The 12,821-nt window shown below is 71.5% G+C and carries 14 protein-coding genes; 9 read left to right on the forward strand and 5 right to left on the reverse strand.

Translation table 11 applies throughout. The features are described from left to right. Positions 1 to 14 precede the first annotated feature (14 nt). From ACGF3A_RS13175 to ACGF3A_RS13205, 7 genes are all read left to right on the forward strand, one after another. Complete coding sequence (locus ACGF3A_RS13175) at positions 15 to 878, forward strand: 3-hydroxyacyl-CoA dehydrogenase family protein (protein ID WP_393728900.1); 864 nt, start codon at positions 15 to 17, stop codon at positions 876 to 878. Positions 879 to 948: 70 nt separating this feature from the next. Further along, positions 949 to 1,497, forward strand: a complete 549-nt coding sequence (locus tag ACGF3A_RS13180) for a GNAT family N-acetyltransferase (RefSeq protein WP_393728902.1) — start codon at positions 949 to 951, stop codon at positions 1,495 to 1,497. 164 nt (positions 1,498 to 1,661) lie between these two features. Further along, entirely contained in the window at positions 1,662 to 3,725 is a 2,064-nt protein-coding gene (locus ACGF3A_RS13185; protein WP_393728904.1) for a CocE/NonD family hydrolase, read from the forward strand. After that, complete coding sequence (locus ACGF3A_RS13190; protein WP_393728906.1) at positions 3,722 to 4,654, forward strand: glycine betaine ABC transporter substrate-binding protein; 933 nt, start codon at positions 3,722 to 3,724, stop codon at positions 4,652 to 4,654. The genes ACGF3A_RS13185 and ACGF3A_RS13190 overlap by 4 nt, the downstream gene beginning before the upstream one ends. A gap of 12 nt (positions 4,655 to 4,666) precedes the next feature. Next, entirely contained in the window at positions 4,667 to 5,641 is a 975-nt protein-coding gene (locus ACGF3A_RS13195) for an ABC transporter ATP-binding protein (RefSeq protein WP_393728908.1), read from the forward strand. Next, on the forward strand, positions 5,638 to 6,360 hold the full coding sequence (locus ACGF3A_RS13200; protein ID WP_393728910.1) for an ABC transporter permease: 723 nt from the start codon (positions 5,638 to 5,640) through the stop codon (positions 6,358 to 6,360). Before ACGF3A_RS13195 ends, ACGF3A_RS13200 begins: the two co-directional genes overlap by 4 nt. A gap of 3 nt (positions 6,361 to 6,363) precedes the next feature. After that, positions 6,364 to 7,017: an ABC transporter permease gene (locus ACGF3A_RS13205; RefSeq protein WP_393728912.1), complete on the forward strand. Its 654-nt coding sequence runs from the start codon at positions 6,364 to 6,366 to the stop codon at positions 7,015 to 7,017. Between the two features lie 33 nt (positions 7,018 to 7,050). Here the strand turns inward: ACGF3A_RS13205 and ACGF3A_RS13210 are convergent, their stop codons facing one another. From ACGF3A_RS13210 to ACGF3A_RS13225, 4 genes are all read right to left on the reverse strand, one after another. Beyond that, on the reverse strand, positions 7,051 to 8,016 hold the full coding sequence (locus tag ACGF3A_RS13210) for an ABC transporter substrate-binding protein (protein ID WP_393728915.1): 966 nt from the start codon (positions 8,014 to 8,016) through the stop codon (positions 7,051 to 7,053). Further along, on the reverse strand, positions 8,013 to 8,834 hold the full coding sequence (locus ACGF3A_RS13215; protein ID WP_393728917.1) for an ABC transporter ATP-binding protein: 822 nt from the start codon (positions 8,832 to 8,834) through the stop codon (positions 8,013 to 8,015). The genes ACGF3A_RS13210 and ACGF3A_RS13215 overlap by 4 nt, the downstream gene beginning before the upstream one ends. Then, positions 8,827 to 9,897 (reverse strand): FecCD family ABC transporter permease, encoded by a 1,071-nt coding sequence (locus ACGF3A_RS13220; protein WP_393728919.1) that lies wholly within the window; start codon positions 9,895 to 9,897, stop codon positions 8,827 to 8,829. Before ACGF3A_RS13220 ends, ACGF3A_RS13215 begins: the two co-directional genes overlap by 8 nt. 187 nt (positions 9,898 to 10,084) lie before the next feature. After that, the gene (locus ACGF3A_RS13225; protein ID WP_393728921.1) at positions 10,085 to 11,161 is read right to left on the reverse strand and encodes a FecCD family ABC transporter permease; all 1,077 of its coding nucleotides are present in this window, start codon (positions 11,159 to 11,161) and stop codon (positions 10,085 to 10,087) included. 67 nt (positions 11,162 to 11,228) lie between these two features. Between ACGF3A_RS13225 and ACGF3A_RS13230 the strand changes: the two genes are divergently transcribed. Next, positions 11,229 to 11,849 carry an HAD family hydrolase gene (locus ACGF3A_RS13230; RefSeq protein WP_393728923.1) on the forward strand — a complete coding sequence of 207 codons (621 nt, stop codon included), beginning with the start codon at positions 11,229 to 11,231 and terminating at the stop codon, positions 11,847 to 11,849. Here the strand turns inward: ACGF3A_RS13230 and ACGF3A_RS13235 are convergent. After that, the gene (locus tag ACGF3A_RS13235) at positions 11,838 to 12,080 is read right to left on the reverse strand and encodes a hypothetical protein (protein ID WP_393728925.1); all 243 of its coding nucleotides are present in this window, start codon (positions 12,078 to 12,080) and stop codon (positions 11,838 to 11,840) included. The genes ACGF3A_RS13230 and ACGF3A_RS13235 overlap by 12 nt on opposite strands. Positions 12,081 to 12,342: 262 nt before the next feature. Between ACGF3A_RS13235 and ACGF3A_RS13240 the strand changes: the two genes are divergently transcribed. Then, positions 12,343 to 12,726, forward strand: a complete 384-nt coding sequence (locus ACGF3A_RS13240; protein WP_099882193.1) for a cold-shock protein — start codon at positions 12,343 to 12,345, stop codon at positions 12,724 to 12,726. Positions 12,727 to 12,821: the final 95 nt, after the last annotated feature.

Here is a 12,821-nt window from a genome sequence, read left to right on the forward strand (position 1 = left end):
GCACAGGACGAGACATGACCTTCACGCTCCCCACCGGCATCCACGACCGGCCCGTCGCCGTGATCGGCGCGGGCACCCTCGGCCGCCGCATCGCCCTGATGTTCGCCACGCGGGGCGGGCTCGTACGCGTCTACGACAAGTCGCAGCAGGCGGGCGACGCCGCGCGGTCCTACGTCGAGGAGCACGTGGCCGAGGTCGCGGCGGGCATCGAGGGCGGGACGCCGGGCCGGGTCGCGATCACCGACGACATGGCGGAGGCGCTGCGTGACGCCTGGCTGGTGGTGGAGGCGGTGCCCGAACGGCTCGACCTCAAGAAGGAGATCTTCGGCCGACTCGACCAGGAGGCCGGTCCCGACACCATCCTGGCCAGCAACTCCTCGTCGTACGCCACCGGCGAGTTCATCGAGCGGGTCTCTCGCCCCGAGCGCGTGCTGAACATGCACTTCTACATGCCGCCGCAGCAGGTCGCGATCGACCTCATGTCCGACGGGCACACCGACCCCGGGATCCTCGACCTGCTCAAGCGCGAGCTGCCGGGCTTCGGGGTCTTCCCGTTCGTGGCGCACAGGGAGTCCACCGGCTTCATCTTCAACCGCGTCTGGGCCGCCATCAAGCGGGAGGCGCTGGCCGTGGTGGCCGAGGGGGTCTCGACGCCCGAGGACGTGGACGCGATGTGGCGGATCAACATGGGGCTCGCGGCGGGTCCGTTCCGGATGATGGACCAGGTCGGCCTCGACGTCGTCCTGGACATCGAGAACCACTACGCGCGGGAGCGCCCCTACCTGCCCGAGGGCCCCAGGCAGCTGCTGCGGAAGTACGTCGAGGCGGGGCACCTGGGCGTGAAGTCCGGCCAGGGTTTCTACGCGTACGACGGCTGACGGCCCGTTCCCCGCCGCGTGCGAAGATCGCGAGGCGAAGGTACGGCGCGGTGGTACGGAGGTGGCGGGGATGTACGCGCGGGAGCTGGGGAACGGGGCCGAGCTGAGGCCGCTGGAGCCGTGGCGGGCCGGGGAGTTCCTGGAGCACATGGACCGGGGGCGGGAGCACGTCGGCCGGTTCATCGGGCTGGCGGACGCCGCCGTCGATCTCGACTCCGCGCGGGCCTGGCTCCAGTCGTACGCGGACAAGGCCGCCGCCGACGCCGGGCGGCTGGACGGGATCTGGCTGGAGGGGCGGCTCGTCGGGGGCGTGCTCTTCCGGACGTTCGACGCGGAACAGGGCGTGTGCGAGGCCGGGTGCTGGCTGGAGCCCTCGGCCACCGGGCGCGGGCTGGTGACGCGGGCCGTGCGGGTCCTGATCGACTGGGCGTTCCGGGAGCGCGGGATGCACCGGGTGGAGTGGTGGGCCGCCTCGGAGAACGCGGCGAGCCTCGCCGTCGCCGAGCGGCTGGGGATGCGCCGGGACGCGGTGCTGCGCGGGTACCGCGAGCACCACGGCGTACGGCACGACATCGAGATCTGGTCGGTGCTCGCCCCGGAGTGGGAGGCGGCGTCCTGAGCGCCGTGAACCGTTGTTCTGTCATTGCATAGGCATGCACTCGAACGCACGCCTACCCAATCCGGAGCCCCCCATTCCTGTGTCGTTGTTCATCGTTGAACAACAAGGAACGTAGGCCGCATAAGGGGTAATTCGCCCCTAGGGCTCGTCTAGGGTCCCAGGGCATGAGTTCGACCTCCGCACCGCATAACCCCCATCCCGCCGCCCACCCCGTCCGGGTGCTCCGGCACGTATGGATCCCGCTCAAGGACGGCACGCGGCTCGCCGCGCGCGTCTGGCTCCCGGCGAGCGCGGGGACGGGGACGGGCGCGGGGACGGGCGCCCCCGTCCCGGCCGTCCTGGAGTACATCCCGTACCGGAAGAACGACGGGACGGCGCCGCGCGACGCGACGCTGCACGGGCAGTTCGCGCAGGCCGGGTACGCCGCCGTCCGCGTGGACTGCCGGGGCAGCGGCGACTCGGACGGCGTGATGCTCGACGAGTACCACCAGACGGAGCTGGACGACGCGCTCGAAGTCCTGGCCTGGATCGAGCGCCAGGAGTGGTCCGACGGGCAGGTCGCGATCATCGGCAAGTCCTGGGGCGGGTTCAACGGCCTCCAGATCGCCGCGCTCCAGCCCCCGCAGCTCCGCTGCGTCGTCACCGTCTGCTCCACCGACGACCGTTACGCGGACGACGTGCACTACGCGGGCGGCGCGCTGCTCGCCTCCGAGATGCTGCCCTGGGCCGCGACGATGCTCGCGTACAACGCCCGGCCCGGCGACCCCTCCGTGCTGGGCGAGCGCTGGCGCGAGGAGTGGCTCGCGCGCCTCGACGCGACCGTCCCGTACGCCGAGACGTGGCTCTCCCACCAGCGCCGCGACGCCTACTGGCGGCACGGCTCCGTCTGCGAGGACCACTCCGCGATCCAGGTGCCCGTCTACGCGGTCGGCGGCTGGCTCGACCCGTACCGGGGCGCGATATTCCGGCTGCTGGAGCACCTCGACCCGGAGAAGGCGCCGGTCAAGGCCATGGTCGGGCCCTGGGCGCACACCTACCCGCACCAGGCCGAACCCGGCCCGGCGATGGACTTCCAGGGCGAGTGCGTGCGCTGGTTCGACCACTGGATGCGCGGCGCCGACAACGGGATCATGGATGAGCCCCGGCTGCGCGCCTGGATGCCGGACTCCGCGCCCGTCGGCACCGACCGCGAGGCCCGCCCGGGCCGCTGGGTCGCCGAGCCCTCCTGGCCCGCGCCCGGCGTCACCGAGGCCCGCACCCCGCTCGCGGAGCTGAGCCACGAGGGGACGGCCCTCCTCCGCTCCCCGCTCACGCTCGGCGCGGCCTCCGGGGACTTCCTCAAGTTCGGGGACGTACCGGGCCAGTACACCGACCAGGCCGCCGACGACGGCCGGTCCGCCTGCTTCACCGGCGAAGTCCTCACCGAGACCGTCGAGATCCTCGGCGCCCCCTCCGTCACCCTCCGCGTCACCAGCGACCGCCCGCAGGCGCAGCTCGCGGTGCGGCTGTGCGAGGTCTTCCCCGACGGCTCCTCCAAGCTCGTCACCACCGGGCTGCTCAACCTCACCCACCGGGACGGCCACGCCGAGCCCACGCCGCTGGAGCCCGGACGTACGTACGAGGTCACCGTGCCGCTCTTCGCGATCGGGCACGCCTTCGGCGCCGGGAACCGGATACGCGTCGCCGTCTCCGCCTCGCTCTGGCCCTGGGCCTGGCCGTCCCCGGAGAAGGTCACCGTCGCGCTCGACCCGGCGCACGGCGAGCTGTGCCTCCCGGTACGGGCGCCGCAGGACGCCGACGCCGCGCTGCGCCCGTACGAGCCGCCGCGCGAGGGCCCGCCGCACAGCATCGAGCTGACGGACATCCCCGGCGAACGCACCGTCACGCTCGACCTGGAGACCGGCGAGCAGACGATCCTCACCACGCCCGCCGACGGCACCATGACCGACCACGCCGACGGCCTCACCCGTACGGGCCGGGACCTCAACCGCTTCCGGCTCACCGAGGGCGACCCGCTCTCGGCCGCCGTGGAGTGCGAGCGCGAGGAGATCATCGGCCGGGCGCGGGACGGCTGGGCCACCCGCGTGCACACCCGCTCCCGGATGACGGCCGACTCGACCGACTTCCTCGTCGTCAACGAGCTGACGGCGTACGAGGGCAGCGGCGCCGAGGAGCGTGAGGTCTTCACGCGGACCTGGTCGTTCTCCGTCCCCCGGGACGAGGTGTGAGGCCCGCCCCGGCCGTCGCCCCGGCCGTCCGCGCGACCGGCGCGGCCCTCCTCGCCCTCGCCTGCCTCGCGGCCCTGACGGGCTGCGCGCGGGCGGGCGCCGCCCCCGGCGGGAAGCCGACGGTCGTCATCGGCGCCAAGCAGTTCACCGAGCAGTGGATCATCGGCGAGATGTACAAGCAGGCCCTGGAGAAGGCCGGGTACGACGTCGAGCTGAAGTCCAACATCGGCAGCACCGAGATCATCGACAGCGCCCTGACCTCCGGGCAGATCGACCTCTACCCCGAGTACACCGGCGTGATCCTCCAGGTCCTCGCCGACCAGGAGCGGATCCCGCACTCGGCGGCGGCCACCTTCCGCGAGGCCAAGGCCTTCCAGGAGAAGCGCGGCCACGGGCTGACGATGCTCGACCCGACGCCGTTCCAGAACAAGAACGCGGTCGCCGTGAAGCCCGCTTTCGCGAAGAAGTACGGCCTCAAGACCATCGGCGACCTGAGGAAGGCGCCCAAGGTGGCCTTCGCCGAGTACCCCGACAACATCGAGGGCGCCGTCGGCTACACGGAGATGGCGAAGAAGTACGGCCTGACCAACACCAAGGTCAAGTCCCTCAACATCGGCCTCCAGTACACCGCGCTGGACCACGGCGAGGTCGAGGCGGCCGACGTCTTCACCACCGACCCGCAGCTCGCCAAGGGCGACTACACGCTGCTCAAGGACGACAAGGGCTTCTACGGCTTCCAGAACGTCGCCCCCGTCGTGCACGAGGACGTGCTCAAGGAGCAGGGCCCCGGCTTCGCCAAGGTGCTGAACCGGATCGACAGCCTGCTGACGGAGAAGGCCGTGCAGGACCTCAACCGGGCCGTCGACACCGTACGGCTCACCCCCGGCGAGGTCGCCGAGCAGTTCCTCAAGGCCAACGGCCTTCTCTAGGAGAACAACCTAATGACCCAGCAATCCACAGCGGACGCTGAAGAAATCGTCTTCGACCACGTCGTCAAGACGTACCCCGGCTCGGAGACGCCCGCCGTCGACGACCTCTCCCTCACCGTCCCCGCGGGCGAGATCTGCGTGCTGCTCGGCCCCTCGGGCTCCGGCAAGACGACCGCCCTGATGATGGTCAACCGCCTCGCGGAGCTGACCGGTGGCGACATCCGTATCGGCGGGAAGTCCATCAACGACCTCGACCCGATCCAGCTGCGCCGCTCCATCGGCTACGTCATCCAGCAGACCGGCCTCTTCCCGCACCTGTCCATCGCGGACAACGTCGCGACCGTGCCCAAGGTCCTCGGCTGGGAGAAGAAGCGCGTCAAGGAACGCGTCGGCGAGCTGCTGGAGCTGGTCGGGCTGCCCGTCGGCGAGTACGGCAAGCGGTACCCCTCGCAGCTCTCCGGCGGCCAGCGGCAGCGCGTCGGCATCGCGCGTGCGCTCGCCGCCGACCCGCCGGTGATGCTGATGGACGAGCCGTTCGGCGCGCTCGACCCGATCACGCGCGAGCACGTCCAGGACGAGTTCCTGGCGCTGCACGAGCGGATACGCAAGACGGTCATCTTCGTCAGCCACGACATCGACGAGGCCGTGAAGATGGGCGACCGTATCGCGATCTTCCGCGAGGGCGGCAGGCTCGCCCAGTACGACACCCCGCGCACCCTGCTGAAGGAGCCCGCCGACGAGTTCGTCGCCCGCTTCGTCGGCGCCGACCGCGGCCTGAAGCGGCTGACGCTGACGCGCCTGTCGGACCTGGACCTCACGTCCCCCGCCTCCGACGCGCTCCCCGCCCTCGCGTCCGACGCCACCCTGCGCTCCGCGCTCTCCCTGATGGTCGCCGAGGGCACGGACGCCGTACGGGTCGTGAGCGCGTCCGGCGAAGCGCTGGGCGACGCCTCGCTCGACGCCGTACGGAAGGCGGGCGCGGCATGAGCGCACCGTTGTCCGGCGGTCCCGTCATCCCCGACTTCGGGGAGCCGAGTTCCTGCGTCGCGAACGACTCGACGTTCTGCGCCGACTGGTTCACCGGCCACTGGTCGAACCTGTTCTGGCCCGCGCTGGTCGAGCACCTCGAACTCACCCTGATCGCGGTCGCGATCGGCTTCGTCCTCGCCGTGGCGGCGGCGGTCCTGGCGCACTTCCAGGGCTGGCTGGCGGCCCCGGTCTCCGGCGTGGCCTCGTTCCTCTACACGATCCCGCCGCTCGCCCTCTTCCAGCTCCTGGTCCCGGTGACGGGCTTCTCGGTGCTGACGGTGGAGATCGCGCTCGTCTCGTACACCCTCTATCTCCTCTTCACCACGATCCTCACGGGCCTGCGCGAGGTCCCCGAGGACGCCGTGCGGGCCGCGCGCGGCATGGGGCTGACCCGGCGCCAGATCCTCTTCAAGGTCGAACTCCGGCTCGCCGTACCGTCCCTGGTCGCGGGCCTGCGCGTGGCGACGGTCATGACGATCGGCGTCGTCGCCATCGCGGCCTACGTGGTCGACCAGGGCCTCGGCTCGCTGATCCTCAAGGCGCTCCAGTCGCCGTTCAACACCCAGTTCATCGGCGCGGGCGCGCTGGCGGTGGCGCTGGCCCTGGCGGCCGACGCCGTACTGGTGCTGGCCGGACGCCTGCTCACCCCGTGGGCGCGCACGAGAAGGACGGTCTGAGAGATGCACACCTTCTTCGACTCCTTCACCTTCATGGCCGACCGGCTGCCCCTCCTCCTGGAGAAGACGGGCCAGCACGTGTGGATGTGCGCGATCGTCATCGCCGTCTCGCTGGCGGTCGCCGTACCGGCGGGCCTGTGGCTCGGCCACCTCCACAAGGGCGAGTTCCTGACGACGAGCGTCTCCAACATCGGGCGCGCGCTGCCGAACCTGGCGGTCATCGCCATCGGCCTGGGCATCTTCGGCCTGAACTTCACGAACATCGCCATCGCCCTGCTGATCACGGCGATCCCGCCGATCCTCAGCCAGGCCTACCTGGCCGTCGACCAGGTCGACCCCGACCTCGTCCGCTCGGCCCGCGGCATGGGCCTCACCCCGGCCCAGGTCCTCTTCAAGGTCGAACTCCCGCTCGCCCTCCCGCTGCTCTTCTCCGGCATCCGGATCGCGGTGGTCTACGTGATCTCCAGCGCGACCCTCGCCACGGTCGCGGGCGGCGGCGGCCTCGGCGACATCGTCCTCGGCCAGGCCACGTACGGCCTCCAGGGCGTCATCGCGGCAGCCCTCTGGGTCGCCGCCCTCGCCCTCCTCGCCGACGGAGGCCTCGCCCTCCTCCAGCGCGCCCTGGTCCCGAAGGGACTGCGGGCCGTCAGAAGCTGACGGCCCGCGGTCCGGGAGACGGCCTCACCAGGGTCACTTGGTGAGGTCGTCCTCCATCTCGTCGAGGATCTTGTCGGCGGCCGTGTAGCCGATGCCCTGGATCCAGAGCTCGTCCTCGACGTGGAAGGCCTTCTTCTCCTTCACCGCGCGCATGTTCTTCCACAGCGGGCTCTTGACCGTCTTCTGCTCGCCGGACTTCTTCGTGTCGCCGTACGAGGTGTAGAAGACGACGTCCGCGTCGCCCTTGTCGACCTGCTCGGGGCTGACGTCCATCGCGAGGCCGTTGTAGGCCTTCGCCTGGTCGGCGACCTTGGGGCGGCCGAGGCCGACGTCCTTGAGCAGCGTGGCGATGTACGCCTTGTGGCCGTAGATACGGGTGTCCGCGCCCTCCTGGAAGCGGATGACGCTCGTCTCGATGCCCGCGGCCTTCTTCTCGCCGCCGAGCGCCTTGGTCACCTTCGCCGTGCGCGCGTCGTACTTCGCGAGGACCTTCTTCGCCTCGGCCTTCTTGCCGAGCGCGTCGGCGTGGACCTGGAAGTTCTCCTTCCAGGGGTAGCCGGTCGTCTTCGTCATCACGGTCGGCGCGATCTTCGACAGCTCGTCGTAACGGTCCGCGTCCCGCTCCTTGTTGGTGAGGATCAGGTCCGGCTTGAGGCCCGCGACCTTCTCCATGCTGGGCTGCGCGATGACGCCGACGTTCTCGATGCCCTCCGTCTTCTCCTTGGGGAGGTAGGAGAGGAAGGGCTTGCCCGGCTGCGCCGTCGTCGCGCCCAGCGGCTTGACGCCCAGCGTGATCGCGGAGTCCAGCTCGGCGGTGTCCAGGACGACCACGCGCTTCGGGTCGTTCGGGACCTTCACGTCGCCGTTGACGGTCTTGACGGTGTGGGTGCCGCCCTTGGACGACTTCTCCCCGGAGTCGTCGTCCGAGCCGCACGCGGAGAGCGTCAGCGCGGAGGCCAGGGAGAGGGAGATGAGGGCCGCGGAGCGGGTGACCTTCATTGTGTGGCCTTTCGTATGGCGATGCTGGGGGTGCCGGGGACGACGAGCGGGTCGCCCGTCACCGGATCGGGGATGACGACGGACTCCAGCCCGAACACCTCGCGGACGAGCCCGGCCGTCACGGTCTCGTCCGGCGGCCCCTGCGCGACGATCCGGCCGTCCTTCATGGCGACCAGATGATCGGCGTACCGTGCCGCCTGGTTCAGGTCGTGCAGCACCATCACGACGGTGCGCCCGCGGTCATGGTTGAGCTGCCGCACCAGGTCCAGCACCTCGACCTGGTGCGCGATGTCGAGGTACGTCGTCGGCTCGTCGAGCAGCAGCAGATCCGTCTCCTGCGCGAGCGCCATCGCGATCCACACGCGCTGCCGCTGCCCGCCCGACAGCTCGTCCACGGGCCGGTCACCGAGGTCCGTCACATCGGTCCGCTCCATCGCGTCCGTCACGGCCCGCTCGTCGTCCTCGGACCACTGCTGCCACCAGTGCTGGTGCGGCTGCCGCCCGCGCGAGACGAGGTCGGCGACCGTGATCGCCTCGGGCGCCACGGGCGACTGCGGCAGCAGCCCGATCGACTGCGCGATCTTCCGCGTCGGGATCCGCGCCAGCTCCGCGCCGTCCAGCAGCACCGAGCCGTGCTTCGGCTTGAGCAGCCGCCCGAGGGCGCGCAGCGTGGTCGACTTGCCGCAGGCGTTCGGCCCCACGACGACGGTCACCTCGCCGTCCGGCACGTCCAGGTCCAGGCCCTCGACGACCGTACGGTCCTCGTACGCCAGGGTCAGCCCGCGCGCGGCCAGGCGGGACTTCGGGGTCTCACTCATGAGTGGCTCCACTACGGCTGCGACGGCTGCTGCTCGTGCGCACGATCAGCCAGATCAGATACGGGGCGCCGACCGCCGCCGTCAGCACACCCACCGGCAGCTCGGTCGGCGCGAACAGCTTGCGGGCCAGCAGATCCCCGAGCGTCACGATGAACGCGCCCAGCAGCGCGGAGGAGACGAGCGGGATCTGCGCCGTACGGGTCAGCCTGCGGGCGATCTGCGGGGCGAGCAGCGCCACGAAGTCGACGGGCCCGGCAGCGCCCGTCGCGACGGACGCGAGGACGACGCCCGTGAACACGAGCCCCAGCCGGTTGCGCCCCAGCCGCACGCCGAGGGCTGTGGCCGTGTCGTCGTCCAGCGTGACGTTCCGCTGCGCGCGCGCCGACCAGACGACCAGCGGCAGCATCACCAGCAGCGCGACGCCGAGCGGCCCGGCCTGGTCCCAGCCCCGGCCGTTGAGCGAGCCGGTCATCCACACCTTCGCCTGCTGCGCGACGAGATAGTCGCCCTTGGTCAGGAAGAGCTGGGTGACGGAGCGCAGCGCCACCGAGATGCCGATGCCGATCAGCACGAAGCGGGTCGCGTGCAGGCCGCCGCGCCACGCGAACACGTACACGAGCGCGGCGGCGGCGAGCCCGCCCGCGACGGAGAGGTAGGGGAGCGCGGCGTACGAGGTGATGCCGTACGTCATCGCGCCGACGGTGAGTGCCGAGGCCCCGTGCGTCACCCCGATGATCTCGGGGCTCGCGAGGGGGTTCCGGGCCACGGTCTGGATGAGGGCGCCGGCCACGCCCAGGGCTGCGCCCGCGAGGAGCCCGACGACGAGCCGCGGCATCCGCAACGTGCCGACGACCAGCTCGTCCGGAGACGGCTGGCCGAACATCACCTTCACCACTTCGGTGGGGCTGACCGTCGTCTCTCCGAGCGTCAGATTCGCGACGGTCGCGGCGAAGAGGGCGACCGCGAGCCCGAGCGCGACCATCGAGCCCCGCTTGTGAATCAACCAGGACGTACGGCCGTTGCGTATCGCCTTGTACCCGGCGGGGGTGTGCAGTGCGGTCACCGTCCTGCCCCCCGGGCGCCGCTGCCGAGCGCGGGAGCGTGCTGGTTGCTCGCGCAGTTCCCCGCGCCCCTACAGGGCGCATCTTCGTCGTGCCCCGTCAGGGGCGCGGGGAACTGCGCGACAAGCCACGACGCATCCGCAGCCGCGAACGCGTCCACGCGTGGCAGCCCGGAAGGCGGAACCGGAATCACGCCGCCACCCCCCTTCTCCGGACGAGGGCGATCAGGAACGGGACGCCTATCAGGGCCGTCATGACGCCCGCAGGGACCTCGCCGGGGCGCATGACGAGGCGCCCGGCGACGTCGGACACCAGCAAGACGACGGGACCCAGAAGCGCGGCCATCGGCAAGAGCCAGCGGTGGTCGCCGCCGACGATCGCTCGGGCGATGTGGGGGACCGCGAGGCCCACGAACGCGATCGGGCCGGCCGCCGCGACCCCGACACCCGTCAGGACCGTCGCGCCGAGACCGCCGACCACCCGTACCGTCGCGACGTTCTGGCCGAGCCCCTTCGCGACGTCCTCGCCGAGGGCCAGCGCGTCGAGCCCGCGCGCGACGGTCAGGACGAGCAGCAGCCCGGCGACGAGGAACGGCCAGATCTGCCCGGCGATCTCCGCGTCCCGCCCGGAGAGCGAGCCGACCTGCCAGAAGCGGAACTCGTCGAGCGCCGCGGCCCGCGTCGTGAGGATCGCGGAGATCACGGCGACCAGCAGCGCGTTGACCGCGGCGCCCGCCAGCGCGAGCTTCACCGGCGTGGCGCCGCCACGCCCCCGCGCGGCGACCGCGTAGACGCCGACGGCCGCGACACCGGCACCGGCGAACGCGAACCACACGTAGCCGGTCAGCGAGTGCACCCCGGCGAAGGCGATCGCGCAGACGACGCCGACCGAGGCGCCCTGGCTGATGCCGAGGATGCCGGGCTCGGCGATGGGGTTGCGGGTGATGCCCTGCATGACCGTGCCCGCGACGCCGAGCGCGGCGCCGACCATGAGGCCGACGAGGGTGCGGGGGACGCGCATGGTGCGGATGACCTCGGCGGCGTTGCTGTCGCCGCCGTGCAGCAGGATGTGCCAGACCTCGCCCGGCGCGATCGAACGGGAGCCGAGCGCCAGGCTCAGCAGCGCGGCGAGGGCCAGCGCGCCGAGCGCCGCCAGCGTCCAGGCGAGCCGCCGCGCGAGCACCGCGCGGCGCGGGGTGCGGGACCCGGTGCCGCCGGATCGCCGCTGAGCGCCCTGGGGCGTGGTCGTCGGTGCGGCGGAAGGCATCGTGTCCTCGGGTTCATAGGTTAGGCAGCCCTAATCGTACGGGGTGGGGCAAGGCAGAATGATCGGCATGGCTCAGCACGACCTCCCGGCCCCGACCATCGGCTTCGACCTCGACATGACCCTGATCGACTCGCGCCCCGGCATCCGCGCGGCGTACGTCGAACTGGCGCGGGAGACGGGCGCGTACATCGACGCGGACCTGGCCATCACCCGCCTCGGCCCGCCGCTCGCCGAGGAGCTGGCGCACTGGTTCCCGGCCGAGGCGATCCCGGAGATGGCGGACCGCTACCGCGCGCTGTACCCGAGGTTCGCCGTCGCCCCGTCCCCGGCGCTGCCGGGCGCGCTCGCGGCGCTGGAGGCCGTACGGGCGGTGGGCGGGCGCTCCCTCGTCGTCACGGCCAAGCACGAGGGCAACGCGAAGCTGCACCTGGACCATGTGGGGCTGGCGCCCGACGTGCTGATCGGCGAGCTGTGGGCGGAGGGCAAGGCGACGGCGCTGCGCGAGCACGACGCGACGGCGTACGTCGGCGACCACGTGGGGGACGTGCGCGGCGCCCGCAGGGCCGGTGTGATCTCTGTCGCAGTGGCGACCGGGCCCTGCGGCGCGGACGAACTGCGCGCGGAGGGGGCGGACGTCGTGCTGCCCGACCTCACCGCGTTCCCGGAGTGGCTGGCGTCAGCCCGCTGAGCCGTCCGCGGCGGCCCTGCGCTGCGCGGCGGCCGACCGTACGAGCCCGGCGGCGGCGAGTGCGAAACCCACGCCCATCAGCATGCAGACGAAATAGGCGGGCGCGGGAAAGCGGTCGGTGCCGAGAAAGAGCGGCGCCACCGTGACGAGCGTGGCGACCGCGCCGACCAGGAAGACGATGCCGCCGATCCGTACGAGAAGATCACCGGCGGAGGGAGTTTCAGCGTTCACCCGCTCAGGGTAGGCCCGGGGCAGGAGCGCGGAGGAACCACTCGGCGGCACCTTGCCACCGGGCTTCGGGCCATTAACCTTGTTGTCGGCGGGTCTTTCGGGCCCGCTCAACTGCTATTCCGGGGGTTTGGGGGGCGTCTTCACGAGCTTCGACGGCTCTCGGCAGCCTCGCGCAGCAGAGCCAGTTGTTTTTCCAGCAGCCGCAGCCCGGCCGTCATCCTCAAGAAAGATGGGCCGGACGAGTACAAGGACGAGGACAGACGTGCCTACCGGCAAGGTCAAGTGGTTCAACAGTGAGAAAGGTTTTGGCTTTCTCTCCCGCGACGACGGCGGTGACGTCTTCGTCCACTCGTCCGTCCTCCCGGACGGAGTGGACGCACTGAAGCCTGGCCAGCGGGTCGAGTTCGGCGTCGTCGCGGGGCAGCGCGGTGACCAGGCTCTCTCGGTGACCCTGCTGGACCCCGCCCCGTCCGTCGCGGCCGCGCAGCGCCGCAAGCCGGACGAGCTGGCCTCGATCGTGCAGGACCTCACGACGCTGCTGGACGGCGTCTCCCAGTCGCTGGAGCGCGGCCGCTACCCCGACAAGCAGCACGGCCGCAAGATCGCGGGCATGCTCCGCGCGGTGGCGGACCAGCTGGACGTCTGACAGGCGCCCCGCAGGGGCGCGGGGCTGCATCCGATATGCGGCTCCGCCGCGTGGGCGCGCCCGGCCAGGGCATGAGCCGCGGACTGCGACGCGCG

It is taken from the genome of Streptomyces sp. NPDC048172, from assembly GCF_043202595.1.
Lineage (GTDB): Bacteria > Actinomycetota > Actinomycetes > Streptomycetales > Streptomycetaceae > Streptomyces.